Annotated in this window: 25 protein-coding genes; 13 read left to right on the forward strand and 12 right to left on the reverse strand. The window is 69.5% G+C overall.

The features are described 5' to 3' along the window. Positions 1-50 precede the first annotated feature (50 nt). From HNR15_RS04315 to HNR15_RS04325, 3 genes are read left to right on the forward strand one after another with little or no spacing between them, the layout of a single operon-like run. The gene (locus HNR15_RS04315; RefSeq protein ID WP_179479414.1) at positions 51-1478 is read left to right on the forward strand and encodes an NAD(P)/FAD-dependent oxidoreductase; all 1428 of its coding nucleotides are present in this window, start codon (positions 51-53) and stop codon (positions 1476-1478) included. Positions 1479-1514: 36 nt separating this feature from the next. After that, on the forward strand, positions 1515-2801 hold the full coding sequence (locus HNR15_RS04320) for a M16 family metallopeptidase (RefSeq protein ID WP_179479416.1): 1287 nt from the start codon (positions 1515-1517) through the stop codon (positions 2799-2801). Next, positions 2798-4144 carry a M16 family metallopeptidase gene (locus tag HNR15_RS04325; RefSeq protein WP_179479418.1) on the forward strand — a complete coding sequence of 449 codons (1347 nt, stop codon included), beginning with the start codon at positions 2798-2800 and terminating at the stop codon, positions 4142-4144. Before HNR15_RS04320 ends, HNR15_RS04325 begins: the two co-directional genes overlap by 4 nt. 15 nt (positions 4145-4159) lie before the next feature. Here HNR15_RS04325 and HNR15_RS04330 read toward each other — a convergent pair whose 3' ends face one another. Genes HNR15_RS04330 through HNR15_RS04340 form a run of 3 tightly spaced genes read right to left on the reverse strand, consistent with a single transcriptional unit; the run spans position 4160 to position 5330 of the window. Beyond that, the gene (locus HNR15_RS04330) at positions 4160-4594 is read right to left on the reverse strand and encodes a PRC-barrel domain-containing protein (RefSeq protein WP_179479420.1); all 435 of its coding nucleotides are present in this window, start codon (positions 4592-4594) and stop codon (positions 4160-4162) included. Continuing rightward, complete coding sequence (locus tag HNR15_RS04335) at positions 4594-5184, reverse strand: PRC-barrel domain-containing protein (protein ID WP_179479422.1); 591 nt, start codon at positions 5182-5184, stop codon at positions 4594-4596. The genes HNR15_RS04330 and HNR15_RS04335 overlap by 1 nt, the downstream gene beginning before the upstream one ends. Next, complete coding sequence (locus HNR15_RS04340; RefSeq protein WP_179479424.1) at positions 5181-5330, reverse strand: hypothetical protein; 150 nt, start codon at positions 5328-5330, stop codon at positions 5181-5183. Before HNR15_RS04340 ends, HNR15_RS04335 begins: the two co-directional genes overlap by 4 nt. A 121-nt stretch (positions 5331-5451) precedes the next feature. Between HNR15_RS04340 and HNR15_RS04345 the strand changes: the two genes are divergently transcribed. Further along, positions 5452-6012, forward strand: coding sequence for a DinB family protein (locus HNR15_RS04345; protein ID WP_179479427.1), 561 nt, complete (start codon positions 5452-5454; stop codon positions 6010-6012). A gap of 9 nt (positions 6013-6021) precedes the next feature. On the opposite strand, the gene gabT is transcribed toward HNR15_RS04345, so the two are convergent. The 5 genes from gabT to aroA all read right to left on the reverse strand — a co-directional run bounded on the left by gabT (position 6022) and on the right by aroA (position 12403). Continuing rightward, a complete protein-coding gene (gene gabT, locus HNR15_RS04350; protein WP_179479429.1) occupies positions 6022-7359 on the reverse strand; it encodes a 4-aminobutyrate--2-oxoglutarate transaminase in 1338 nt (445 codons plus the stop codon). Between the two features lie 88 nt (positions 7360-7447). After that, positions 7448-8242, reverse strand: coding sequence for a histidinol-phosphatase (hisN, locus tag HNR15_RS04355; protein ID WP_179479431.1), 795 nt, complete (start codon positions 8240-8242; stop codon positions 7448-7450). Beyond that, a complete protein-coding gene (locus HNR15_RS18765) occupies positions 8239-10008 on the reverse strand; it encodes an FUSC family protein (protein WP_179479433.1) in 1770 nt (589 codons plus the stop codon). Before HNR15_RS18765 ends, hisN begins: the two co-directional genes overlap by 4 nt. Positions 10009-10010: 2 nt before the next feature. Next, positions 10011-11105, reverse strand: coding sequence for a ribosome small subunit-dependent GTPase A (gene rsgA / locus HNR15_RS04365; RefSeq protein ID WP_179479435.1), 1095 nt, complete (start codon positions 11103-11105; stop codon positions 10011-10013). After that, positions 11102-12403 (reverse strand): 3-phosphoshikimate 1-carboxyvinyltransferase, encoded by a 1302-nt coding sequence (gene aroA / locus HNR15_RS04370; protein ID WP_179479437.1) that lies wholly within the window; start codon positions 12401-12403, stop codon positions 11102-11104. The genes rsgA and aroA overlap by 4 nt, the downstream gene beginning before the upstream one ends. Before the next feature lie 40 nt (positions 12404-12443). Here aroA and HNR15_RS04375 point away from each other — a divergent pair, with 40 nt between their 5' ends. The 5 genes from HNR15_RS04375 to rsrA all read left to right on the forward strand — a co-directional run bounded on the left by HNR15_RS04375 (position 12444) and on the right by rsrA (position 16059). Then, the gene (locus tag HNR15_RS04375; RefSeq protein WP_179479439.1) at positions 12444-13295 is read left to right on the forward strand and encodes an SOS response-associated peptidase; all 852 of its coding nucleotides are present in this window, start codon (positions 12444-12446) and stop codon (positions 13293-13295) included. Positions 13296-13297: 2 nt separating this feature from the next. Then, positions 13298-13936, forward strand: coding sequence for an alpha/beta hydrolase family protein (locus HNR15_RS04380; protein WP_246305883.1), 639 nt, complete (start codon positions 13298-13300; stop codon positions 13934-13936). Between the two features lie 10 nt (positions 13937-13946). Beyond that, on the forward strand, positions 13947-14948 hold the full coding sequence (gene fgd, locus HNR15_RS04385; RefSeq protein WP_179479442.1) for a glucose-6-phosphate dehydrogenase (coenzyme-F420): 1002 nt from the start codon (positions 13947-13949) through the stop codon (positions 14946-14948). A gap of 206 nt (positions 14949-15154) precedes the next feature. Then, positions 15155-15805: a sigma-70 family RNA polymerase sigma factor gene (locus HNR15_RS04390; RefSeq protein WP_179479444.1), complete on the forward strand. Its 651-nt coding sequence runs from the start codon at positions 15155-15157 to the stop codon at positions 15803-15805. Next, positions 15802-16059 (forward strand): mycothiol system anti-sigma-R factor, encoded by a 258-nt coding sequence (rsrA, locus tag HNR15_RS04395; RefSeq protein WP_179479446.1) that lies wholly within the window; start codon positions 15802-15804, stop codon positions 16057-16059. Before HNR15_RS04390 ends, rsrA begins: the two co-directional genes overlap by 4 nt. Positions 16060-16139: 80 nt before the next feature. On the opposite strand, the gene HNR15_RS18965 is transcribed toward rsrA, so the two are convergent. Further along, complete coding sequence (locus HNR15_RS18965) at positions 16140-16214, reverse strand: 50S ribosomal protein bL37 (RefSeq protein ID WP_370639715.1); 75 nt, start codon at positions 16212-16214, stop codon at positions 16140-16142. Between the two features lie 656 nt (positions 16215-16870). Between HNR15_RS18965 and HNR15_RS18575 the strand changes: the two genes are divergently transcribed. After that, entirely contained in the window at positions 16871-18115 is a 1245-nt protein-coding gene (locus HNR15_RS18575) for an HD domain-containing phosphohydrolase (protein WP_179479448.1), read from the forward strand. Next, positions 18112-19434 carry an HD-GYP domain-containing protein gene (locus HNR15_RS04405; protein ID WP_179479450.1) on the forward strand — a complete coding sequence of 441 codons (1323 nt, stop codon included), beginning with the start codon at positions 18112-18114 and terminating at the stop codon, positions 19432-19434. The genes HNR15_RS18575 and HNR15_RS04405 overlap by 4 nt, the downstream gene beginning before the upstream one ends. A 28-nt stretch (positions 19435-19462) precedes the next feature. On the opposite strand, the gene mctP is transcribed toward HNR15_RS04405, so the two are convergent. The 3 genes from mctP to HNR15_RS04420 form a co-directional block, all read right to left on the reverse strand. Continuing rightward, positions 19463-21190 (reverse strand): monocarboxylate uptake permease MctP, encoded by a 1728-nt coding sequence (gene mctP, locus HNR15_RS04410; RefSeq protein WP_179479452.1) that lies wholly within the window; start codon positions 21188-21190, stop codon positions 19463-19465. Beyond that, complete coding sequence (locus HNR15_RS04415; RefSeq protein ID WP_218883544.1) at positions 21187-21462, reverse strand: DUF3311 domain-containing protein; 276 nt, start codon at positions 21460-21462, stop codon at positions 21187-21189. Before HNR15_RS04415 ends, mctP begins: the two co-directional genes overlap by 4 nt. A 75-nt stretch (positions 21463-21537) precedes the next feature. Further along, complete coding sequence (locus HNR15_RS04420) at positions 21538-21978, reverse strand: MerR family transcriptional regulator (RefSeq protein ID WP_179479454.1); 441 nt, start codon at positions 21976-21978, stop codon at positions 21538-21540. An 89-nt stretch (positions 21979-22067) separates the two neighbouring features. Here HNR15_RS04420 and HNR15_RS04425 point away from each other — a divergent pair, with 89 nt between their 5' ends. Together HNR15_RS04425 and HNR15_RS04430 are read left to right on the forward strand one after the other, a co-directional pair. Then, on the forward strand, positions 22068-23249 hold the full coding sequence (locus tag HNR15_RS04425) for an acyl-CoA dehydrogenase family protein (RefSeq protein ID WP_179479456.1): 1182 nt from the start codon (positions 22068-22070) through the stop codon (positions 23247-23249). Next, positions 23246-24796, forward strand: a complete 1551-nt coding sequence (locus tag HNR15_RS04430) for a carboxyl transferase domain-containing protein (RefSeq protein ID WP_179479458.1) — start codon at positions 23246-23248, stop codon at positions 24794-24796. The genes HNR15_RS04425 and HNR15_RS04430 overlap by 4 nt, the downstream gene beginning before the upstream one ends. The last annotated feature ends 8 nt before the right edge of the window (positions 24797-24804 follow it).

Raw genomic sequence — 24804 nt, forward strand, 5'->3', positions numbered from 1 at the left:
ACTAATGCTGCACGATGCGTGATCACGGCACTCCGGACTACCTTGGAGGAATGCAGGCTTCGCTGGCACCCCAGGCAACCCGGCGACACCGCGTCGTCATCATCGGTTCGGGCTTCGGTGGTCTCTTCGCCGCACGGGCCCTCAAGCGTGCCGACGTCGACGTCACGTTGATCTCCGGGACAACGCACCACCTCTTCCAGCCGCTGCTCTACCAGGTCGCGACCGGGATCCTGTCCGAGGGCCTGATCGCCCCCTCGACCCGCGAGGTGCTGGCCCGGCAGAAGAACGCGCAGGTGTTCTTCGGTCACGTCACCGGCATCGACGTCGACAAGCACCAGGTGGTCACCGACGCGCTCGACCAGCGGCACGTCTACGAGTACGACAGCCTCATCGTCGCGGCGGGTGCCGGTCAGTCCTACTTCGGCAACGACCACTTCGCACGGTTCGCCCCGGGCATGAAGAGCATTGACGATGCCCTGGAGTTGCGCGGGCGGATCTTCGGCTCCTTCGAACTGGCGGAGATGGCCGCGGCGTCCGGTCGCACCGACGACGTGACCCGGCTGATGACGTTCGTGGTGGTCGGCGCCGGGGCCACCGGGGTCGAGATGGCCGGCCAGATCGCCGAGCTGTCCAAGCGGACCCTGTCGCACGACTTCCGGGCCATCAAGTCCCAGCACGCGCACATCGTGCTGCTCGACGCGATGGACAAGGTGCTCCCGCCGTACGGCGACCGCCTCGGCGGGAAGGCCAAGCGCCGCCTCGAGAAGCTCGGGGTCACCGTCACGCTGGGCGCGAAGGTCGTCGACGTCGACGCCGAGGGCATCGAGTACGAGTCGCACGACGGCACCCGGCACCGCATCGAGGCGCTGTGCAAGGTCTGGGCAGCGGGGGTGTCCGCCAGCCCGCTCGGCCGGATGCTCGCGGAGAAGACCGGCGCACAGGTCGACCGCAACGGGCGGGTGCACGTCGAGAAGGACCTGACGCTGCCCGGCCACCCGGAGATCTTCCTGGTCGGCGACATGATCGCGCTGGACAATTTGCCCGGTGTCGCACAGGTCGCGATCCAGGGCGGCAAGTACGCGGCGAAGCGGATCAAGGCGCGGCTCGCGGGTACCCCTGACGACAAGCCGTTCCACTACTTCGACAAGGGTTCGATGGCGACCGTCTCGCGGTTCAGCGCGGTGGCCAAGATCGGCAAGATCGAGGTCTCCGGTTTCGTGGCCTGGGTCATGTGGCTGGGGGTGCACCTCGTCTACATCATCGGATTCAAGAGTCAGATCGGCACGTTCTTCCATTGGGTGGTGTCCTTCCTCGGCCGGGGCCGCGGTGAGCGCACCTCGACCGAGCAGCAGATCTACGCCCGGGTCGCCATTCAGAGGCTGGGCGAAGACTTCACCCCGTCCATCACCAACAGCGACGGCGATCTGGATCGCACGCGCGCGGTCGCCATCGACCGACTGGCCGGGGAGACCGGCTGACGGGAGCGGCGCACCCGCCTCCCTAGGGTGGGGTGCATGCCGCTGGACTATCAGGTCGAGACCTGCACGCTGCCCAACGGGTTGCGGGTGGTCGTCGCGCCGGACCACAACGTGCCCACCGTCGCGGTCAACCTGTGGGTCGCCGTCGGGTCACGCCACGAGGCGGTCGGCCGTACCGGGTTCGCGCACCTCTTCGAGCACCTGATGTTCCAGGGGTCGCGCAACGTCGCCGAGGGCGAGCACTTCTCCCGGCTGCAGGCCGCGGGTGCCCGACTCAACGCGACCACCTGGTTCGACCGCACCAATTACTTCGAGGTGGTGCCGACCGGCGCGCTCGACCTCGCGCTGTGGATGGAGGCCGACCGGCACGGCCACCTGCTCGATGCGGTCAACCAGGCCAACCTGGACAACCAGCGCGACGTGGTCAAGGAGGAGAAGCGCCAGCGCTACGACAACCGGCCGTACGGCAATGCATTGCCCGACATCTACGCCGCCGTCTTCCCCGAAGGGCACCCCTACCACCACAGCACCATCGGGTCGATGGAGGATCTGGACGCGGCGTCCCTGGAGGACGTGCGCTCGTTCTTCGCGGCCCACTACCGCCCTAGCAACACCGTCCTCACGTTGTGCGGCGACGTGAGCGTCGAGGCCGGATTCGACGCCGCCGCAAAGTATTTCGGTGACCTGCCGACCGTGGAACGCCCGCCGGTGCCGCCGACCGCGCCGCTGCCCCCGCTGACCACGCCGGTACGGGTGGAGCGCGTCGAGGACGTGCCGAGCGACCGGGTCTACATCGCCTTCCGGCTGCCCGGTGACCGCACGGACGACTACCTCGCCTGCGAGCTCGCGATGGACCTGCTCGCAGGAATGGCCACGTCGCGGCTCTACCGCCGCGTCGTACGCCGGGAGCGCCTGGCCGACCACGTCTTCCGCAGCGCGTTCGGTCTCGCCGGCGGGGTCTCGCTCGGCATGCTCGGCGCCGACGTCGCGCAGGGACACTCCGTGGCCGAGTTGGAGACCGCCGTGCACGAGGAGCTCGTGACACTGGCCGCATCACCGCCGACGGAGGAGGAGATGCAGGTGCTGCGCGCGGGCGCGACCCGCGACGTGCTGCAGGCCTTCGCCAGCACCCAGGAGCGGGCCGATTTCATCAGCCAGTACACCCTCCTGCACGACGACCCGACCTACGTGAACACCCATCTGGAGGAGCTGCTCGCCGTGACGCCCGAGCAGATCCAGCAGGCCGCGGCGCGGTACCTGCAGCCGGACAACACCGCCACGGTCGTCTACCGCAGGACCGACAGCGCGAAGGACGACGCATGACCAGCCTCGAACGCCCGCAGGTTCGACCGCCCGCCGCGTGGTCCTTCCCCGATCCCGTCGACACCACGCTGCGCAACGGCATCCCGCTGTCGGTCTTCCATCGACCGGGACAGCACGTGGCCTCGGTCCAGGTAGTCATCCGGCTGCCCGCGACCCTGGAGCCGGCGGACCGCGAGGGGCTCGCCACCATCGTGTCGCGGACCATGGACGAGGGCACCCGGTCGCACACCGCGGACGAGTTCGCCGGCCTGCTCGACGGCAGCGGCATTGCACTCGCGGCGAGCCAGACGCTGCTCGGCCTGACCGTGCAGCTGGAGGTCGCGACGGGTGCGCTGCGCCCTGCACTGGAGTTGGCCCTGGAGTGCCTGAGCGAGCCGGCCTTCCCCGAAGAGGAGGTCAGTCGCCATGTCGCGCAACGTCTTTCCGACATCGAGCGTGAGCTGGCCGACCCGGGGTCACGGGCTGCACTGGAGTGGATCGACGCCTACTACGACCCGACCGCGCGGGCCAGCCGCCCGGTCGCCGGGCGCACCGCGACGGTGCGTGCGATCGACGCCGCCGCCTGCCGCGACTTCCACGCCGCGCACGTGACCGCCGATGGCGCCCGGGTGCTGGTGGCGGGCGACCTGGACGCCGCCGAGGTGCATGCTGCCGTTGACGCGACGCTGGGCACGTGGTCCACGACGGGCACGGGGTCGGCCGGCTCCGGTGTGCTGGACCTGCCGCGTGCCGGCGGTGACCGCGTGGTCTTCGTGCACCGGCCCGGATCGGTGCAGACCCAGGTGCAGCTCGGGTGGGGCGGTCCGTCGCGACGTGTCGACGGCGGATGGGCGCCGTACCCGGTGCTGGCTTACTTGGTGGGCGGCTCACCCGGGGCGCGGATCGACCGGGTGCTGCGCGAGGACAAGGGCTACACCTACGGATTCGGCGCCGGTTTCCGGCCCCGCGGTGCCAGCGGCACCTTCGTGGCGGGCGGCTCCGTGCGCGGCGACGTGACCGCCCCTGCCGTGGAGCTGCTGTGGGAGGTGCTGGACGGCGTCGCCGACGGCTTCACCCAGGAGGAGCTGCGCTCCGGCGTGGACTACGTCGGGATGACGGCGCCGGGGCGGTACGCCACGGCGGACGCGGTCGCCGACGAGGCGGCGGCACTCGCGCTGGACGGCCTCGACACCGGTTTCGTCACCGACTACCTGCGCGACCTTCGTGGGCTGACCGCCGATGACCTGGCGCAGGCGTGGGCGCGATGGGGCAGGCAGCCTCGCACGCTGGTGCTGGTCGGGGACGCCGAGGCCCACGCGGACGCCGTACGCGCTCTCGGGCGCAGCGACGTCACCGTCGTCTGAGCGAGCTGCTCAGTCTCAGTCGACGTCGATCACGGCGGCGTAGGTGCCGATGCCGACCAGTGCGTCGCCGCGGGCTGAGCCGTCCGGGTAGTGGATCGTCTCCAGCAGACCGGTGCTCGGGTCGAAGTCGACGTCCTTGACCTCGCCGAGGTCGTCGCCGCGGGTGCTGAGCACCCGCTTGCCCATGAGCTGGTAGTCCTTGTCCGACAGTTCCTTCATCGGCCCGTCGGCCTCGGACAGCACCCCGACGTCGGCCACCGTGACCGCGTCGTCGCCGAAGCCGGTCACGTCGCTCCAGGTGAGGATCTCCCCGTGCTTGTCGGTCTTGCGCAGCACCAGCGCGGCGATCCTGCGCTGCGGGACGTCGATCACGAAGCGGGAGACCTTGCCCACCGTCTCCGCGGTGGCCAGACTCACGACCTTGCGTCCGGTCGCCTTCTTGAAACGCATCAGCGGTCCGCCTTCAACTGGGCCCGGAACTGCTCGACGGCCGCGCCGAAACCGGCGAGGTCGTGTCCGACGAAGTCCTTCGCGCTCGCCGGCACGATGAGGTGCTCGCCGGAGACGGAGATGGTGTCCGGCAAGGGGATCAGCACGTCGGTGCCACTGCTGCCCAGCGCCTCGGACGCCTCGATCTCGTAGCCGACCACGTCGCACTGGCCCGAACCGCCTTGCGACACCTCGATGATCACGTCGACGACCTTGCCGAGGTCGACGCCCGCGTCGGTGAGCACCTGCGAACCCAGCACGTTGCCGCCGGACCCGCCGCTCGACGCGGACCTGTCGAGGACGGCCTCGGTCGATTCGAGCACGTCCTCATCGGCGATCATCACCGCGTCGGCACCGAGGGAGGCCACCGAGGTCCACGCCAGGGCCTTCTTCAACGGCCCGGCGAACAGTCCGCGTCCCGCGAGGGTGAAGCCGCCGACCTGACCGCCGCCCGCGGCGTACACGACGTCCTTGATCTGAGCGACGTCCTCGCCGCCCATCGTGACCACCGGTCGTTTGGCCAGCTTGGAGGTGCGCATCAGGCGGGTCATCGGCCACCACCGCCCTTGGTGCGCGGCGAGCCGGCCGGATCGACGATCACGCCGCCGCGCCGTCGTCGTGCCTGCACGGCGAGGACGGCCCCCACGAGCAACAGGACGATCACCACGATCACGATCAACCAGACCCACCAGCTCATCGCGGAACCTCCATGTTGTCAGCCACATTCGTCAAACGACGGTCGCGGGGAAACCGCGGCGTCCGCACGGTCCGCCGATGCTTCCGACCCTAGTCCACCCCCGGGGTGCAACATGGCGGGCATGACCGACACCCCGGCACGATGGACGGCGGCGAGCGTCTATCCCGACATGTGGACCGACCCGGACCAGGACCCGCGCAACAGCGACGGCGTGAGCCCTGACGGTGAGCTCGCGACACTGCAGGACTACCTGCGGGATTATCGCTGGACCCTGCGGATGAAATGCGAAGGCCTGAATCCTGAGCAACTGGCGCGGCGTTCGGTGCCGCCGTCCACCATGTCGCTGCTCGGGCTGCTGCGTCATCTGGCCGAGGTCGAGCGCGACTGGCGCAACTGGATCAGCGTCGGCGAACGACTCCCCGGCCTTTACGGCGGAGACGACGGTGACTTCGACGGAGCCGTCGGCGAGCAGCCGGTCGTCGACGCCGCGTACGCCGACCTGGCCCGCGAGCAGGCCGCGACCGACGGGGCGCTCGCCGAGCACCCCGACCTGGGTGAGCGGCTGGGCGCGGACGGCATCGCGGTGCGCGAACTGCTCGTGCACCGCATCGAGGAGTACGCCCGGCACTGCGGGCACGCCGATCTGCTCAGGGAGTGCATCGACGGCCGGGTGGGCCAGTGAGGACCCCCGTCAGGAGGCGAAGGCCTCCGTCAGCACGTCCAGGCCCTCGCCCAGCAACTCGTCGGAGATCACCAGCGGCGGCAGCAGCCGGATCACGTTGCCGTAAGTGCCGCAGGTGAGGATGACGACGCCCTGCTCGTGGCACTTCTTCGCCACGGCCGCGGTGCGCGCGGCGTCCGGCTCCTTCGTGCCCGGCTTGACGATCTCGATGGCCAGCATCGCGCCCCGGCCACGGATGTCGCCGATCTCCGGCGTCGTCTCGGCGAGGGTGCGCAGCCGAGCCTTCACCAGGTCCTCGATGTGCGTGGCGCGCTCGAGCAGACCGTCGGCGGCCATGGTCTCGATGGCGCCGAGTGCCGCGGCGCACGCGACCGGGTTGCCGCCGTACGTGCCGCCGAGGCCGCCCGCGTGCACGGCGTCCATCAGCTCGGCCCGACCGGTGACCGCGGCGAGCGGCAGCCCGCCGGCGATGCCCTTGGCGGTGGTGACCAGGTCCGGTACGACGCCCTCGTGATCGCTGGCGAACCAGGAGCCGGTGCGCGCGAAGCCGCTCTGCACCTCATCGGCGATGAAGACGATGCCGTTGGCCGTGCACCAGTTCGCCATCGCGGACAGGAAGCCGGGCGCGGGGACGATGAAACCGCCCTCGCCCTGGATCGGTTCGATGATGACGGCGGCGATCTGGTCGGCACCGATGGTCTTCTCCGCGGCGGCGATCGCGCGCTGCGCGGCCTGCTCGCCCGTCATGCCGTCGGGGTCGCGGAACGGGTAGGACGTCGGCACCCGGTAGATGTCGGAGGCGAAGGGGCCGAAGCCCAGCTTGTACGGCATCGCCTTCGCGGTCAGGGCCATCGTCAGGTTGGTACGCCCGTGGTAGGCGTGGTCGACCGCGACCACCGCGGTGCGGCCGGTGGCGTAGCGCGCGACCTTGATCGCGTTCTCGACGGCCTCGGCGCCTGAGTTGAAGAGCGCCGACTTCTTGGCGTGGTCGCCGGGAGTCAGCTCTGCCAGCTTCTCGGCGACGGCGACGTACTCCTCGTACGGGCTGATCATGAAGCAGGTGTGCGTGAAGTCGGCGACCTGCTCCTGGACGCCGGCGACGACGCGGGCGTCGGAGTTGCCGACGCTCGTCACCGCGATGCCCGACCCGAGGTCGATGAGGGTGTTGCCGTCGACGTCCTCGATGACCCCGCCGCCCGCACGGGCGACGTAGACGGGCATCGTCGAGGCGACACCGGACGCGACGACCGCCGCCCGACGCTCGGACAGGGCTCGTGACTTGGGTCCGGGCAGCTCGGTGCGCAGCTCGCGCCGCTGGGCCAGCTCGGTGTGCTCGACGACGGACATGGGTACTCCTTCAGGACGGCTCCGGAACGACGACGACATCGTCCCGGTAGAAGTGTGCCACCGCGATCATTCGATATCGAAACGCAGATCAGCTGAGGCGCGCGAGCACCTCGTCGTGCAGCAATCCGTTGGTGGCCACGGCGTTCCCGCTCCAACAACCGTCGCGCCCGTCGAGGCCGGTGAAGCGCCCGCCGGCCTCGGTGACGATGGGCACCAGCGCGGCCATGTCGTAGTCCTCCAGGTCCGGCTCGGCGGCGATGTCGACCGCGCCCTCGGCCACCAGCATGTAGGACCAGAAGTCGCCGTACGCGCGGGTGCGCCAGCACTCGTCCATCAGCGTGACGACGGCGTCCAAACGGTCCCGCTCCCGCCAGCCGCTGAGGCTGGAGTAGGAGAAGGACGCATCGGAAAGCTTCGAGACACCCGACACCGCAATGGGTTTCGCGCTGGACAGCGAACGCCCGGTCCAGGCTCCGGTGCCGCGCCCGGCCCACCAGCGCCGCCCGAGCGCGGGCGCGGAGACGAGTCCGACGACCGGTTCGCCGGCATCGATGAGCCCGATGAGGGTCGCCCAGACGGGCACGCCGCGTACGAAGTTCTTGGTGCCGTCGATGGGGTCGATGACCCACTGGCGCTCGCCGGTGCCGGTGACGCCGAACTCCTCGCCCTTCACGCTGTCGCGGGGGCGGGCGCGGGAGAGCTGGGCACGGATGGTGCGCTCGGCGGAGAGGTCGGCCTCGGTGACCGGCGTGAGATCGGGCTTGGTCGAGACCGACAGATCGTCGGCGCGGAAGCGTCCTGTCGTGGTGGGCTCGACCGCGTCGGCGAGGACGTGCGCGATCCGTACGTCGTCGTCGTAGACGCGGTCGCCGGGTGGGATCATCCCGAGACCGTATCCGCGGAGGCCGCTCGATCGCGCGCCATCCCGATGCGCAGTACGTCGTGCAGATCCTTCGCGAGCTCGTGCGCGTCGACGAGGGTGCGGCTGACCGGAGGCAGTTTGGACAGGATGCGCTGCAGCCGGGCGGCCATCGCGTCCGCGTGTAGAGTCGCCGGCGGATCGACCGTCCAGCAGGCCGCAAGGACGGTGTACGACAGCTTGTTGAGGGCCGCTTCCAGTTCGCCCCAGCTGCCGAGCGTGAGGGGCAGGTCCACCTGGGCGATCTGCAGCACCTGCGCGCACTGCAACTGTTCGAAGGACAGGTCACGGCGCGCCTCGAAGCCCGCCGGCGTCGACTGCTCGCCGTCCGCCAGCATCACCAGCACCCGTTCGAGCGCCCGCAGCGCACGGCGGTACTGGCGTCGGACGAGGATGACCGGAGTGCCCCGGCTGCTCACCCAGATGACGATCAACGACGAGGCCGCGCCCACGGCCGTGTCGAGGATGCGCAGCCCGGCGATGTGCCCGACCGGCTGGTAGGGGTTGTTCGCGGTGGAGATGAGCAGCGCCATCGGCGTGATGAAGATGCCGCCGAGCGCGTAGTTGCGCACCACGACCATCTGCATCAGGAAGACCAGCAGCAGCGCGACGCCGAGTAGCAGCAGGCCGCGCACGTGCAGCGCGTGCAGCGCGAAGAAGACCAGCACCCCGGCGAGGGTCCCGGCGAGCCGGTGCAGCGCGCGGTGGGTCAGCGACAGGCGGTCGGCCCCCACGGTGATGATCAGCGCGGTGGTGAGCACGGCCCAGTACGGATGCCCGAGGTGCAGCCCGTACGACACGGCACAGGTGAGCAGCACCGCGGCCGCGAGCCGGCGGGCGGCGAGCCAGGGCAGCGACCGCTGGGACAGGCCCCAGCGCAGCAGGTAGGCGAACGACGGCGACCCCAGGTACCGCTGGCCCTCCATCTCGTCCGCAGCGACCGGCGCGGCGTGCAGACCGGCCAGGGAGATGCGGCGGACCAGGTCGGCGTGCAACTGCCGTAGCCGCAGGTTGTCCTGGGACCAGCGGCGGCTGCGCGGCTTCGACCCGACGGCCGCCTCCAGCACGGTGCTGGCGCGGAAGACGGCGGCGTACGCCCGGTCGCGCAGCAGGCCACGCTCGGCGGGATCACCCTGGTCGGGGACCGTCTCGGTGTAGGCGTGCACGGCCTCCTGGGCGTCGTCGACGGCGTCGTGGACAGTCGTGTCCCGCCTGGCGATCTGGATCAGCAGCGATACGGCGCAGGCGCTCCCGGTGCCCAGGGCGTTGATCTCGATCACCGTGTGGACAGGGACGTGCACGGTCGGCAGGTAGGACGCGATGGCCGCGCCCATGATCAGGAACATCGGTCCGGGCTGCTCGTTGACCAGTGCGTTGTAGGCCAGCACGACGACCAGCGAGATCAGGACCAGCACGATCGTGAGCAGCCACGGGCGCGACCCTGTGAGCGCCCCGAGGGTCACCGAGGCGAGGTAGCCGACGTACATCGTCGACAGGATCACCAGCCGCTCCCGCCACGGCCGGGTGCGCGCGATGGTCGCGAGGAACGCGCCGGTCAGGCCGATGATCGCCAGGGAGGGCGACAGGACCAGGCTGATGGCGGTGAGTGCGACGGCGGTGAGGAACGTCGCCTCGAGGGCGAACTTCCAGCGACCGGGCTCGACCGGTTTGATCTCGGTGAAGGTGAGCACCTGCCGGCTGACGGTCTCCGGCACACCCCAGGTCGCCACGGTCAGTCCCCGGCGAAGTCGGACACGAGGGGTGGTTCACCGGGTTCGTCCGGCTGGTCGTGGACAGCGCTGTGCTCGTCGGAGGTGCCGGCACGCGACCGCAGCAGCCTGCGCAGCGACTCCAGCCGCGACGGTCCCGCCGGGCCGGCGTTGCCGTTCGCGACCCACGCGTCCAGCCCGCACTCCGGCTCGTCGTGGGTGCAACCGCGCGGGCACTCGTCCGTGCCCGCGGCCAGGTCGGGGAAGTGGTCGATGATCCGGTCCAGGTCGACGTGCGCCAGGCCGAAGGACCGCACGCCCGGGGTGTCGATGACCCAGCCGCCGTCGGCGAGGGGGAGTGCCACTGCCGAGGTGGAGGTGTGCCGTCCCCGGCCGGTCACGGCGTTGACGATGCCGATCGCCCGGCCGGCGTGCGGCACGAGCGCGTTGACGAGGGTGGACTTGCCGACACCGGAGTGTCCGACGAGCACGGTCATCCGGTCCTGCAGGCGGGCGCGCAGGTCGGCCAGCCCGTCGGTTCCGTCGCCCTCCTCGGCGCCGCTCACAGACGTCGTCACGACGTACGGCACATCGAGCGAGACGTAGTCCTGCAGGAACTGGGCCGGGTCGCGCAGGTCGGACTTGGTGAGGACCAGCAGCGGGTCCATCCCCGCGTCGTACGCCGCGACGAGGCATCGGTCGACCATCCGCGGCCGCGGCTCCGGATCGGCCAGCGCGGTCACGATCGCGAGCTGGTCGGCGTTGGCCACGATGACCCGCTCGATCTTGTCCGAGTCGTCCTCCGCGGTACGGCGCAGCAGGCTCGTCCGCGGCTCGATGCGCACGATCCGCGCCAGGCTGCCCGGATCGCCGGTGGTGTCGCCCACCAGGCCCACCCGGTCGCCCACGACCACGCTCTTGCGGCCGAGCTCGCGGGCGCGCATCGCGATCACCGGCCGGTCCTGCACCAGGCAGGTCCATCGTCCGCGGTCGACCCCGATGACCAGGCCGATCACAGCGTCGGCATGCGCCGGACGCTCCTTGGTGCGCGGCCGCGAGCCGCGACGCCCCGGGCGCACCCGGACGTCGCTCTCGTCGTACTCGCGCTGTCTGCTCACCGGGTGCCGACCCGGTCCGCGCCACGCAGCATCGAGTCCCACAACGTCGTGAAGGTGGGCAGGGTCTTGGCCACGGTGCCGATGTCCTGGACCACCAGTCCCGGCACCCGGAGGCCGAGGACGGCGCCGGCCATCGCCATCCGGTGGTCGGCGTAGGTGTGGAAGACGTCGGGCGACAACGCTCGCGGGCGCACGATCAGGCCGTCGTCGGTCTCGGTGACCTCGCTGCCGAGGCGACTCAGCTCGGTGGCCAGTGCCGCGAGACGGTCGGTCTCGTGGCCGCGCAGGTGGGCGATGCCGTGCAGGTGCGACGGTGCGTCCGCCATCGCGGCCAGCGCGGCGATGACCGGGGTGAGTTCGCCGACGTCGTGAAGGTCGACGTCGAGGGAGCCGATCTGGCCGTCGCCGCGCACCGACAGGCCGTCGCGGTCCAGGCGTACCTCGGCGCCCATCATGTCCAGGATGTCGCGGATCTGGTCGCCGGCCTGGGTCGTCGTGTGCGGCCAGGCAGGCACCCGCACCTCGCCGCCGGCGACCAACGCCGCGGCGAGGAACGGCGCCGCGTTGGACAGGTCGGGCTCCACGTCGACGTCGAGCGCGAAGATCTCCGACGGCTCGACCCGCCACTGGTTCGCGTCGCTGTCGTCGACGATGACGCCGGCGTCGCGCAGCACCTCCACCGTCATCTCGATGTGCGGCAGCGACGGCACCGGCTTCCCGTCGTGCACGACGGTCACCCCGTCGTCGTACCGGGCACCGGCCAGCAGCAACGCCGAGACGAACTGGGAGGAACCGGAAGCGTCCAGATGCACGGTGCCGCCGGCCACCCGTCCTGACCCCTCGATCGAGAACGGCAGCCCGTCGCCCTCGACGGGCACGCCGAGCGCTCGCAGCGCGTCCAGCACTGGACCCATCGGCCGGCGGCGCGCACCCTCGTCACCGTCGAAGTGCACCCGGCCGCGCGCCAGGGCGGCCACGGGTGGCAGGAACCGCATGACGGTGCCCGCCAGGCCGCAGTCGATCTGCGCGGGGCCCTGCAGCGGCGCGGGATCGATCCGCAGCGTCTCGGCGTCCTCATGAGCGATACGGGTGCCGAGCGCACGCAGCGCGTCGGCCATCAGGAGCGTGTCGCGCGACTCCAGCGGCAGCCGCAACCGCGAGGTGTCGGCAGCGAGCGCGGCGAGCACCAGGTACCTGTTGGTGAGGGACTTGCTGCCGGGCACCGTGATGTCGGCATCGATCGGGCCGGCCGCGTGCGGCGCCTGCCAGTCGTGCGGATCCAGGGGAGGGTTGCTCATCGGGACCTACGGTATCGGCGCGCGGCCTACGCTCGCCCCCATGTGTGGACGGTACGCCGCGACGTTCAACCCCGACGATCTGGTCGACCAGATGGAGATCGAGCTTGACCGGACGGCCGACGCGACGCGCTCGGTCCTGGTCAACCCGCAGGAACCGCCCGCTGGGGCGCCCGACTGGAACATGGCGCCGACCAAGCAGGCACCGGTCGTGCTCACCCGGCCGGACCGCTCGGAGAAGGGCTCCGGCGAGGAGCAGGCGGTCCGCCAGTTGCGCCTGCTCACGTGGGGGCTGGTGCCGAACTGGGCCAAGGACATCAAGGTCGGCATCCGGATGATCAACGCCCGCGCCGAGACCCTGCTCGACAAGGGCGCGTTCGCCAAGGCGGCTGTCGCGCGGCGGTGCCTCGTCCCGGCCGCCGGGTGGTACGAGTGGCAGGTCAGCCCGACCGCGACCACCAAGGGCGGCAAGCCGCGCAAGCAGCCCTTCTTCGTGCACCGCGCGGACGAGGAACTGCTGGCCTTCGCCGGCGTGTACGAGTTCTGGCGGGACCGCAGCCTGGCCGAGGACGACCCCTCCGCGTGGGTGGCGTCGTTCTCGATCATCACCACCGGCGCCGAAGAGGGTCTGGACCGCATTCACGAGCGGCAGCCGTTCGTGCTCGACCGCGACGTGTGGCAGGACTGGTTGGACCCGGCCCAGCGGGACCCGGACTTCGTGCGCGCGACGCTGGCGGATCACGACCCCGGCCGGTTCGAGGCGTGGCCGGTGGGTGCGGCGGTCAGCTCGGGCCGCAACAACGGCGCCCACCTGCTCGACCCTGCGCCCGAGAGCGAGCTGGTCGGCGTCGTGGACCCCAGCACCGGCCAGGTGCTCGGCCCCGTCGAGGACTGAGCATGACGCTGTCGGTGAGGGAGATCGACACCCCGCAGGGGCCCGCGCGGGTGCATGTCGAACGCCCGGCTCGGGGGGCATCTCTCCGCGGCTCGCTGGTGTTGTCGCACGGCGCGGGCGGGGGAGTGCAGGCGGGCGACCTGGTGGCGCTGCGGGCGCTGGTGGACGACGGATGGACCTACGTGCGGGTGGAGCAGCCGTGGCGGGTGGCCGGTCGGCGCGTCGCGACGCCACCGCGAACGCTGGACGCCGCGTGGGTGCCCGTTCTCGCCGCGCTGTGTCGTGGCCGGTGGGCGCTGCCCTGGCCCCTGGTCGTCGGCGGGCGGTCCGCCGGCGCACGGGTCGCGTGCCGCACGGCCACCGGGGTCGGCGCGGACGCCGTCCTCGCCCTGTCCTTCCCACTTGTGCCGCCGTCGGGCGGGCCGAGCCGGGACCACGAGGCCCGGCTGGTGCTGGACGCCGGGCTGCCGCTGGCCGTCGTACAGGGTCTGCGCGATCCCTTCGGCACCCCCGACGACGTACGCCGCGCGTTGGGCGAGGCGGCCGCGGTGTACGCCGTCCGCGGTGACCACAGTCTCGGCAGGCACCCGGAGGATGTGCTCGTCGCGGCCGACCAGTGGCTGAGCACGCTGACGCAGTAGCGTCGAACGCATGGCACTTCGTATCGGGTACAAGGCATCGGCCGAGCAGTTCGGCCCCACCGAGCTGGTGGATCTGGCGGTGGCGGCGGAGGAAGCGGGCCTGGACAGCGCGTTCGCGTCCGACCACTTCCAGCCCTGGCGTCACGAGGGCGGCCACGCCCCGCACGCGCTGACCTGGATGGCGGCCGCGGGGGCGCGCACCGAGCGCATCGTGCTCGGCACCTCCGTGCTCACCCCGAGCTTCCGCTACAACCCGGCCGTGCTGGCCCAGACGTTCGCCACCATGGGGTGCCTCTACCCGGGTCGGGTGATCCTCGGCGTCGGCAGCGGGGAGGCGCTGAACGAGGTCGCCGTCGGACTGGACGGCTGGCCGGACTTCAAGGAGCGCTTCGCCCGGCTGCGGGAGTCGGTGCGGTTGATGCGCCAGCTGTGGACCAAGGACCGGGTCACCTTCGAAGGGGACTACTACCGCACCAGCGACGCCACGATCTACGACCGCCCGGACACTCCGATCCCCGTCTACGTCGCGGCGGGCGGGCCCACCATGGCCAAGTACGCCGGCCGGATGGGCGACGGCGTGATCGTGACCTCGGGCAAGGGTCGCGAACTCTACGAGGACAAGCTGGTGCCCGCCATCCGGGAGGGGATGTCGCTCGCGCACAAGGAGCCCGGGGACACCGAGCAGCTGCTCGAGGTGAAGATCTCCTACGACCGCGACCCGGAGAAGGCGCTGGAGAACACCCGGTTCTGGGCTCCGCTCGCCCTGACGGCCGAGCAGAAGAACTCGCTGCACGACCCGATCGAGATGGAGCACGCGGCCGACGAGCTGCCGATCGAGCAGATCGCCAGCCGCTGGATCGTCGCGTCGGACCCGCAGACGGTGCTCGACGGGATCGCGCCGTACGCCGAGCTGGGCTTCACCCACTTCGTCGTGCACGCACCGGGGTCGGACCAGCGCCGGTTCCTGTCCCAGTTCGCCGAGGACGTGCTGCCGGCGCTGCGTGAACTGTGACCCGCGGGGAATGTGACGCGACGTGACCCTGTTGGAACGAGGGTCATAGTCCGTCGTACCCCTCGTGAGGAGACAGCGTGTTCGCCCTGTCAGAAGCGCCGGCCGGCGAGGTCCAGCGCCCGGGTGCCCGTCCGCGAGGTGTCGCCCTCCCGGCGGCCCTGCGCCCCGCCGACGCGCCTCCTGCCGTCGGGCTAGGCTGGCGGGCGATGAGTGACAACGACACCGTGGCTGCCCAGGAGCGGGTGAACACCGACGACGGCAATGTCGACGTCTCCACCGAGACCGACGCCGAGCGCGCCGCCCGGTTCGAGCGCGACGCCATGCCCTACCTGGATCAGCTCTACAGCGCGGCGCTGCGCACCACGCGCAACCCGACCGACGCCGAGGACCTGGTGCAGGAGACGTTCGCCAAGGCGTTCGCCGCATTCCACCAGTACAAGCCGGGCACCAACCTCAAGGCCTGGCTGTACCGAATTCTGACGAACAGCTACATCAACAGCTACCGCAAGAAGCAGCGGCAGCCCCTGCAGTCCGACGCGGCCGAGATCGAGGACTATCAGCTGGCGCGCGCCGCGTCGCACAGTTCGGCGGGATTGCGGTCGGCGGAGACCGAGGCGCTGGATCACCTTCCGGATTCCGATGTCAAACGCGCGCTGCAGGAGATTCCGGAGGATTTCCGGATGGCCGTCTATCTCGCGGACGTCGAGGGTTTCGCGTACAAAGAGATCGCCGAGATCATGGAGACGCCGATCGGAACGGTAATGTCCAGATTGCACCGTGGTCGGCGAATGCTTCGTGAACTCCTGACCGATTACGCCACCGAGCGAGGCTTCATCCGTGAGGAGGCGCGGTCATGAGCGATGGATGCGACGCTTACATCAGCCAGCTCTACACGTATCTCGACGGTGAATTGAGCGATGCCGAGTGCGCCCAGCTCCAGGCGCACCTGGAGGACTGCCCGCCCTGCCTGCAGGAGTACGAGCGCGACGCGATCCTCAAGGCTCTCGTACGCCGATCGTGCACCTCCGAGCCCGCGCCGGCGACCCTGCGCGCGCAGATCCTCACCCAGATCACCGTGACGGTGACCGAGGTGCGTGTGCACCGCAGCTGAGGTCCTCCCTCCCATCCACCGACGAAGGCCCGCATCCCCCGAGGGGGGTGCGGGCCTTCGTCGTTGTGGTCGGTGAAGCGTCAGGCGTTGGGCTTCTTGCCGTGGTTGGCCGACTTGCCCTTGCGGGAACGACGCTTGCGTGCGCGCTTGCTCATGAGGTTCTCCTGCTGACCGGCGGCCTCGGAACGGCTGCGTTGGTCGATCGAATGCGGGTCCTAGAGTATCGCGCCGTCCCCACCGTCCCGACCACACCATCCCGACCGCCGATTCGGGCCCGTTCGGTGTGCACCGTCGAAAGGCTTGGTCAAGGCTCGGTAAATATTGCCAAATCTTGGCAAACCATACCGTTTTGAGGTGGACTTTTTACCCCCTCTTTTGACAAGGTCTTCCTCAGCGGACCGAGACACAGGCCCAAAGCCGTGAACCTACGGCACCCATACCACAGCCCAACGGGCCGAGAGAAGGAATTCACAATGCTCACTTCCACCACTTCCGCCACCACCGCCACCTCTTCCTTCAACGGCTGGCTCCCGCGCGTGACGTCCTTCAATGGTTGGTTGCCGCGTTGATCTCAATTCGGGAATCTTCCCACCTTTAGCAGCGCTAGCTTCGTTTCGTAGCTACCTCTTTTGAGTCGGCGAAGCAACTGCAAGGGGCGAGCGTGGCAGATCGTGGACCAAGGCTCATTCGTAGCCAACGGGTGTTGATCGCTGCGTTACTGTCGTTCGCTGTATTGATAATTGTTGCCGCAGGCTGTCTGCCACTTGAGATTGTTCGGTATCCGAGTTGGACTCCCACAGTTTCTCTTGCGGTGATCGGTGTTATTGCAGAGTCCAACCTGGGCCGCATACGTGGTGGCCACACACTGTCGTTGACAACAGTGGTTGTGTTGACCGCGCTTCCTCTGTCCGGCATGTACGGAAGCGTTATCGTCGCGGTCTCCAGTACTGCATTACTGGTCACGTCCGATGCTCCGTTCGTGGCACGTCTTTTTAACTCGGCGAACATTGCAATCTGTGGTGTCGGCGGGGCCATCTCATACTCGTGCAGTGGGGGTTATTCGCACCTAGGGCCCTCGACCAGCGCGACTGCCCTCATCGAGCACGTTCTCGGGCCGATGATCATCGCGACTGCTGTCCAACTGGCCTTGAATATCTTCTTCCTGAGCCTCATGATCGCGCTCGGAGCGCACCAGTCACTGGGGGTGACAGTGCGCGAGGCGCTGATCAACGGGTGGTCTCCCTATCCGATCTATCCGGTCATCGCATTCGTATTCGCCGTGCTCTGGGCATCGGCCAACTTGGGCGCGATCAGCATCCTGCCGATCGTCGCCCCCCTCCTTATCGCGCAATGGTCCGTTGCGTTACAGGCCGAGGAGAACGACGCGCACCTGCGAACGGTCGAGACCCTGGTCGCCGCCGCACAGGCGAGCCAGCCGATCCTGCACGGCCGAAGCGCCTGGGTGGACGTGGTGTCTCGGGAGATTGGGCTGGAGCTTCGTCTTTCCGCTTCCCTCATGCACTCCCTGCAGTACGCCGCCCTCCTGCACGACATCGGCCTGGTCGCACCGGCCGCGCACACCCCGGGCGAGCGCCTGACCGGCAAGGAGCTGCGGTGGATCAAGGCCCACCCGCAACAGGGAGTGCGCATGCTGCAGGGCATCGACTTCCTCTCGGACGCCGTCGTCGCCGTAGGGCATCATCACGAACGGTGGGACGGCAACGGTTACCCCTCCGGCCTGGAGGGTGAGCAGATCCCGTTGCTGGCCCGGATCCTCGCCATCGCCGACGCCTACTGTGCACTTCTGGCCGCGGATCCAGACGTGAGCGCGGAGCAGCTCACATCGGTCGCCGAGCGAAGTCTCGACGCGCTGCGCCCGCTCGCCGGTCTGCAGTTCGACGCCGTCGGCCTGGAGGCTCTGGCGCACGCCCAGCCACGGATCGTAGAATCTCTGAGCGTCCTGATCGCCCGTCAGCCACCGCAACCGATCACCGGGGTGGACCCGCACCTGCCATGGGTGTCGGCCATGTTCGCCTCTGCCCGGGCGGATATATGAGGTTGCGCCAACCCGGTGTCCTGCGGTGGCGATTGCGCTTGGTGTGGGTGATCCTCGCGGGCGTCCTGGTGCTCGCCGCCTTCGTCCGCGTCGTGAGCACAGCCGTGGGCGGTGCCCGGATAGCCGGCTGGGACGCCGCGATCCTGGCCACCCTGACGGTCGCCATCGCCTTCGGGTCGGCGTTGCCGGTGCAGATCGGACGAGCCCGCGCAGTCGCGCCACTCGCGACTGCAGCGTCGGTCGCGCTCGCCCTCGCGTCGAGTCGGCCGCACCAGGCGCCGGTGAGCTACTCGCCCTCCATCGTCATCGTGTGCGCCGCCATCGGATACGCGGCTGGTATCGGTCTGCGACGTATCTGGCAGAGCGACACCAGCCGGTCGGTCGCGGTCGCGGTGCCCGTCGTGACCGTCTCCGCGATGTCGCTGCTCTACCGGTGGTTGCCGCTCTGGGGCGGTCACACCAGTGCGGAGATGTATTCCGATTGGGACTCCCAGCGGTGGAAGGCGGTCTGTGTGATGACCGTCGCCGCGCTGCTCCCGATCCTCGGGGAGCTGCTCATGATCGGCCTCCTGGTCAGCCCGATCCGGACGATCGGTGCGTTCCTCGCCGAGACGCTGCGCGACCTGGGTCCGATCTACGGTGCCGCTCTGTCCACCGGTGTCGCGATGGCCATCGGCCTGCAATCACTGTCGCTGTGGGCAGTCCCTCTGGTCGTGATGCCGCTCGTCCTCGCCCGGTCGGCGCTGCGACGCGCGTACAGCGTGCAGCGTGAACGACGCCAGACGATCGCCGCGTTGTCGACGATGACGGACGTCGCGGGATACACCCGCCCCGGTCACTCGGCCCGGGTCGCGGACCTGGCGCGCCGGGTCGGTGAATGCATGCGGTTGACCGAGCAGGAACTGACGCTGCTCGAGGATGCTGCGCTCCTGCACGACATCGGCCAGGTCTCGCTCAGCGCACCGATCCCCGGTGGCGCCACCGTCGAGGCCGCCCCGCTGGACCAGCTGAGCATCGCGCTGGAGGGCGGCTCGATCGTGCGACGCAGCGGAGTGCTGGACGATCTCGCCGTCATCATCGAGGCGCAGACGATCCAGTACCGGCAGGTGCGCGAGTTGGGCGAGGACGTCCCGGTCGCCGCGCGCATCATCAAGGTGTGCAACGCCTTCGACGACCTGACCTCGGGGAACGAGATCATGGAGGACTCGGCGTTCGAGCGATTGTCGCTCGGCCTCGGATACGAGTACGACCCGGCCGTCGTCACCGCGTTGAAGGATCTGTCCGGGCGACACGAAGAGGTGCGCAGGATCCTGCGCTGAGCACCGGCTTCGACGCGTCGGGGTCGTGTCAGGTCGAGGCCTTGGGGGAGCCTCCACCGAGATCGGCGTCGTCGTAGGGCACCGGGTCGTAGGCGGAGACCCGTGGGTCGTCCTCGTCGGCGAAGTAGTCGGCCACGATGGTCTCGTCGGCGCCGCGTGGCACGAAGCGCTCGAGGACCACGGTCAGCACGGCCGACACCACGATGTTGATGATCAACGCGGTGAACGCGATGTAGCCGAGCTTGCCGATGATCGGGATGTCGGCCGTCGAACCGCCGAAGTGCGCCACCTTGGTGGCCGGGTTCGCGACGCCGTACGCCGTCCACGTGCCGTAGACCATGGCGACCGCCCAGCCGATCAGCAGGGCCCAGCGGTGGAACCAGCGGGTGTAGAGGCCGAACACGATGGCCGGGAACGTCTGCAGGATCCAGATGCCGCCGAGCAGCTGCAGGTTGATGGCGTTCTGCTTGTCCATCGTGAGGACGAAGCCGACCGCGAAGATCTTGACCACCAGTGAGGCGATCTTGGAGACCTTCGCCTCGTGCTCCACGGTGGCGTCCGGGCGCAGCCACTCCTTGTAGATGTTGCGGGTGAAGGTGTTGGCCGCCGCGATCGACATGATGGCCGCGGGCACCAGCGCGCCGACGGCGATGGCCGCGAAGGCGATGCCGGCGAACCAGCTCGGGAACTGGTCCTCGAACAGCTGCGGGATGACCAGCTGGGCGTTCGGCTTGCCGTCAGCGCCGATCGGGGTGGTCTTGGCCGCGCTGGCGACCCAGCCGAGCAGCGCGAGCAGTGCCAGCAGGAAGGAGTACGCCGGCAGGATCGCCGCGTTGCGCCGGATGGTGTTGCGGCTCTTGGCCGACAGGCTCGCGGTGATGGAGTGGGGATACATGAAGAGCGCGAGCGCCGATCCGAATGCCAGTGTCACGTAGGCCCATTGCTGCTTCGGCCCGACCAGGATCGAGCCGTTCGGCTTGCCGGTGACCTTGTTCGCGGTCTGCATCTTGGTGTTCGCGGCGTCGAAGATGTGCCCCCAGCCGCCGACCTTGGTCGGCAGATAGATGACGGCGACGACGATGACCAGGTAGATCAGCGCGTCCTTGACGAAGGCGATGATCGCCGGCGCTCGCAGACCGCTGGTGTAGGTGTACGCCGCGAGGACCGCGAAGGCGATCAGCAACGGCAGGTCCTTGGCGAACCAGTTGCCGCTGCCGCCGATCCCGGCCACTTCCAGGACGGCCTGGATGCCGACGAGCTGCAGGGCGATGTAGGGCATCGTCGCGATGAAACCGGTCACCGCGATGGCGAGCGACAGTCCGCGCGATCCGTAGCGACCACGGACGAAGTCGGCCGAGGTGACGTATCCGCGTCGGTGGCTGACCGACCACAGCCGCGACATGAAGAAGAAGATGATCGGGTAGGCAACGATCGTGTACGGGACGGCGAAGAAACCGGCCACCGCGCCGGTCGCGAACATCGCTGCGGGCACCGCCACGAACGTGTACGCCGTGTAGAGGTCGCCGCCGAGCAGGAACCAGGTGACCCAGGTGCCGAACGAGCGGCCGCCGAGGCCCCACTCCTCCAGGCTCTCCATCGAGGACGCGCGCCTCCAGCGGGCTGCCATGAAACCCATCACGGCGACAATCACGAAGATCACGATCAGCACCGTGAGGGCGACCCCGTTGACACCGGTGTTGGGGCGCGACGGGTCTGCGGCGGCGTGCACCACGGCGAGGGTGTGCGGCGTGATCATGCGTCACCCCGCTCGTTGCGGGCCATCGGACGGTGCGGTCGTGCGCGTTTCACGACGACGTACGCGGAGTAGGTGAATCCTGCGCAGAGGAAGACCCACAGCATCTGGTACCAGACGAAGAACGGGAACCCGCCGAGCTCGGGGGAGCGTCGGGAGTACCAGCCGACCGGGATGAGGGCCAGGCACGGGATCGCCAACAGGACACCCGCCAACACCTGCAAGGGGCGATTGGCGGGAGGTGCACCGTCCTGCGAATCCGGTTGGTGGGACACGGGAGACCTCCTGTCGCCGCGCACGACGGACCTGGTCCCGTCGGCTCTGCCCCGCAAACTATCGCGTGACCCGGGTCACACTGTGGTGCGGCTGGGCGTGTCCTGGGACCGGGCCGGGACGGCGCGGCTGCCCCGGAGCGTCGCGAGGTCGGTCTCGCAGCGGCGCTCCAGCTCGGCCAGTTCGGCGAGGGAGTCCTCGATGTCGCGACGACGCGCCTCCAGATCGGCCCGTCGGTCGCTGATCTGGTCGAGCAGGTACTGCAGCTGACCGACGCGACCCGGCTGATCGTCGTACATGTCGACGATCCTGCGGATCTCCTCCAGTGGGAAGCCGAGGCGTCGTCCCCGCATGATGAGGGCCAGGCGGGTGCGGTCGCGCTTGCTGAAGACCCTTGTGGTGCCCCGGCGTTCGGGGGAGATCAGGCCGAGCTCCTCGTAGTGCCGCAACGTCCGGTGGGTGATCTCGAATTCGGTCGCGAGCTCGGCGATCGACCACGTGCGCTCGCGAGTTGTCATGGCGCCCAGCGTGCTTTACGTTTACGTCAACGTCAAGTGCGTCGACGACCAGGCTCGACGCGCCGAACGCCCTTCACGAGAGGCACCTGATGTTCGAGCTCACCAAGGACCACGACGACTTCCGCCACGCCGTCCGTGACTTCGCGGCCGACAAGATCGCGCCGCACGTCGCCGGATGGGATCGCGAACACCACTTCCCGTCCGACCTCATGCCGCAGCTGGGCGATCTCGGGCTCTTCGGTCTGGTCGTCCCCCAGGAGTACGGCGGCGCCGGGCTCGAGCACGGCGGCTTCACCTATCTGTGCCTCGCCATCGAGGAACTGGGCCGGGTGGACCAGTCGATCGGCATCACGCTGTCGGCGGGGGTGGGCCTCGGCATCAACCCGATCCTGAGCTACGGCACGGAGGAGCAGAAGCAGACCTTCCTGCCCGACCTGGTCGCCGGTCGCACGCTGGCCGGCTTCGGTCTGACCGAGCCGGACGCCGGCTCCGATGCGGGCGCGAGCCGTACGAAGGCGACGCTGGCCGACGGGTCCTGGACGATCAACGGCGCCAAGGCGTTCATCACCAACTCGGGCACCGACCGCACCAGCGTCGTCACCGTCACCGCCCGCACCGGCACGGCCGCCGACGGGCGACCGGAGATCAGCGCGATCATGGTGCCGTCCGGCACTCCCGGGTTCACCGCGGAGAAGCCCTACGACAAGCTCGGCTGGCACATCTCCGACACCCACGGCCTGACCTTCGCCGACTGCGTCGTGCCGGAGGGCAACCTGCTGGGGGAGCGGGGACAGGGTTTCCGACAGTTCCTGAAGATCCTGGACGACGGCCGGATCGCCATCTCCGCCCTGGCCCTCGGCTGCGCGCAGGCGTGCCTGGAGCTGGCGACGGACTACGCCAAGACGCGCAACAGCTTCGGCCGTCCGATCGGGGTCAACCAGGGCGTGTCCTTCCAGCTCGCCGATCTGGCGACCTCGGTGGAGGCGGCCCGTCTGCTGACCTACAAGGCGGCCTGGCTGAAGGACGAGCAGGAGGCCGGGCGCCGGTCCGTCGCCGAGGTGAAGCAGGCAGCGGCCATCGCCAAGCTCTACTCCACCGAGGCGGCCGTTGTGGCCACCCGCACCGCCACCCAGGTCTTCGGCGGCAACGGCTTCATGGAGGAGTACCCCGTCGCGCGGTTCTACCGCGACGCGAAGATCCTGGAGATCGGCGAGGGCACCTCCGAGGTGCAGCGCATGGTCATCGCCCGCGGCCTGGGTCTGCCGGCGTGACGCACCCCACCGACCCGCGCGTCCAGGACGCCCGGAAGCGGCTGCGGGCGGCGTACGACGCGGCGGCCGAGCCCACCGAGGCGGCGCGCGCCAAGCTGGATCGTCAGTCGAAACTGTATGTGCGCGAACGCATCGCGCTGCTGTTCGACGAGGGTTCATTCGTCGAGGACGGGCGTTACGCGAACTCGACCGCGGCGGGCCTGCCCGCCGACGGCGTGGTCACCGGGCGGGGGACCGTCGACGGGCGCGCCGCCATCGTGGTGGCCAACGACCCGACCGTGAAGGCCGGTTCGTGGGGCGCCCGGACGGTGGAGAAGATCGTGCGCGCCACCGAGGCGGCGCTGCGCGAGGAGCTGCCGATCTTCTGGTTCGTCGACTCCGCAGGCGCCCGGATCACCGACCAGGTGCAGCTGTTCCCGGGCCGGCGCGGTGCCGGTCGGATCTTCCACAACCAGGTGGCGCTGTCCGGCCGGGTGCCGCAGATCTGCTGCCTCTTCGGGCCGTCCGCCGCCGGCGGCGCCTACATCCCGAGCTTCACCGACGTGCTGATCATGGTCGAGGGCAATGCCTCGATGTACCTGGGCAGCCCGCGGATGGCCGAGATGGTCGTCGGGGAACGGGTGTCGCTGGAGGAGATGGGCGGCGCGCGGATGCACTGCACCGTCAGCGGAGTCGGCGACCTGCTGGTCGAGGACGACACCGAGGCCATCGAGCTGGCGAAGCTCTACTTCTCCTACATGCCCTCGACCTGGCGCGACGAGCCGCCGTCGTACGCCGCGGAAGCCCCTGTCGCGCAACTGGACTCCGACACCGTGCCGGAGGTCGAGAGTCAGCCGTTCGACGTGCACGACGTCATCGACGGCCTGGTGGACGAGGACTCCTTCTTCGAGATCAAGCCGCTCTTCGCGCCCGAGCTCGTCGTCGGGTTCGGACGGATGGACGGGCGCACCGTCGGTTTCGTCGCGAACAACTCGGCGGTGAAGGGCGGCGTGCTCTTCACCGACAGCGCGGACAAGGCCGCGCGCTTCATCTGGACGTGCGACGCGTACTCGATCCCGCTGATCTACCTGGCCGACGTGCCCGGCTTCATGATCGGCTCGGAGGTCGAGCGCGGCGGCATCATCCGGCACGGCGCCAAGATGGTCTCCGCTGTGTCCGAGGCGACGGTGCCGCAGTTCTGCGTCGTGGTGCGCAAGGCGTACGGCGCGGGTCTCTACGCGATGGGCGGACCGGGATTCGGTCCCGACGCGACGCTCGCCCTCCCCACCGCGCGGATCGCCGTGATGGGCCCGGAGGCAGCCGTCAACGCCGTGTACGCCGGCAAGATCGCCGCGCTCGAAACCGACTCCGAGCGTGAGCAGTTCGTGCGCGAGAAGCGCGAGGAGTACCTCGAGGACGTCGACATCCAGCGCCTCGCGGCGGACCTCGTCGTCGACGGCGTGGTGGAGGCAGAGGACCTGCGCGGTGAGCTGCTCGCCCGCCTGCGCTACGCCGTACGCCGGGACCGTTCGTTCACCGAGCGGCGGCGGGCCATCCCGCCGGTCTGACCCGCCTC

This window comes from Allobranchiibius huperziae (assembly GCF_013410455.1).
Taxonomy (GTDB): Bacteria; Actinomycetota; Actinomycetes; order Actinomycetales; family Dermatophilaceae; genus Allobranchiibius; species Allobranchiibius huperziae.

What these genes read in the sequence shown, in the direction of transcription:
- HNR15_RS04315 (WP_179479414.1), top strand. Translation starts at nt 51, where the DNA reads ATGCAGGCTTCGCTGGCACCCCAGGCAACCCGGCGACACCGCGTCGTC.
- HNR15_RS04320 (WP_179479416.1), top strand. Translation starts at nt 1,515, where the DNA reads ATGCCGCTGGACTATCAGGTCGAGACCTGCACGCTGCCCAACGGGTTG.
- HNR15_RS04325 (WP_179479418.1), top strand. Translation starts at nt 2,798, where the DNA reads ATGACCAGCCTCGAACGCCCGCAGGTTCGACCGCCCGCCGCGTGGTCC.
- HNR15_RS04330 (WP_179479420.1), bottom strand. Translation starts at nt 4,594, where the DNA reads ATGCGTTTCAAGAAGGCGACCGGACGCAAGGTCGTGAGTCTGGCCACC.
- HNR15_RS04335 (WP_179479422.1), bottom strand. Translation starts at nt 5,184, where the DNA reads ATGACCCGCCTGATGCGCACCTCCAAGCTGGCCAAACGACCGGTGGTC.
- HNR15_RS04340 (WP_179479424.1), bottom strand. Translation starts at nt 5,330, where the DNA reads ATGAGCTGGTGGGTCTGGTTGATCGTGATCGTGGTGATCGTCCTGTTG.
- HNR15_RS04345 (WP_179479427.1), top strand. Translation starts at nt 5,452, where the DNA reads ATGACCGACACCCCGGCACGATGGACGGCGGCGAGCGTCTATCCCGAC.
- gabT (WP_179479429.1), bottom strand. Translation starts at nt 7,359, where the DNA reads ATGTCCGTCGTCGAGCACACCGAGCTGGCCCAGCGGCGCGAGCTGCGC.
- hisN (WP_179479431.1), bottom strand. Translation starts at nt 8,242, where the DNA reads ATGATCCCACCCGGCGACCGCGTCTACGACGACGACGTACGGATCGCG.
- aroA (WP_179479437.1), bottom strand. Translation starts at nt 12,403, where the DNA reads ATGAGCAACCCTCCCCTGGATCCGCACGACTGGCAGGCGCCGCACGCG.
- HNR15_RS04375 (WP_179479439.1), top strand. Translation starts at nt 12,444, where the DNA reads ATGTGTGGACGGTACGCCGCGACGTTCAACCCCGACGATCTGGTCGAC.
- HNR15_RS04380 (WP_246305883.1), top strand. Translation starts at nt 13,298, where the DNA reads ATGACGCTGTCGGTGAGGGAGATCGACACCCCGCAGGGGCCCGCGCGG.
- fgd (WP_179479442.1), top strand. Translation starts at nt 13,947, where the DNA reads ATGGCACTTCGTATCGGGTACAAGGCATCGGCCGAGCAGTTCGGCCCC.
- HNR15_RS04390 (WP_179479444.1), top strand. Translation starts at nt 15,155, where the DNA reads ATGAGTGACAACGACACCGTGGCTGCCCAGGAGCGGGTGAACACCGAC.
- rsrA (WP_179479446.1), top strand. Translation starts at nt 15,802, where the DNA reads ATGAGCGATGGATGCGACGCTTACATCAGCCAGCTCTACACGTATCTC.
- HNR15_RS04405 (WP_179479450.1), top strand. Translation starts at nt 18,112, where the DNA reads ATGAGGTTGCGCCAACCCGGTGTCCTGCGGTGGCGATTGCGCTTGGTG.
- mctP (WP_179479452.1), bottom strand. Translation starts at nt 21,190, where the DNA reads ATGATCACGCCGCACACCCTCGCCGTGGTGCACGCCGCCGCAGACCCG.
- HNR15_RS04420 (WP_179479454.1), bottom strand. Translation starts at nt 21,978, where the DNA reads ATGACAACTCGCGAGCGCACGTGGTCGATCGCCGAGCTCGCGACCGAA.
- HNR15_RS04425 (WP_179479456.1), top strand. Translation starts at nt 22,068, where the DNA reads ATGTTCGAGCTCACCAAGGACCACGACGACTTCCGCCACGCCGTCCGT.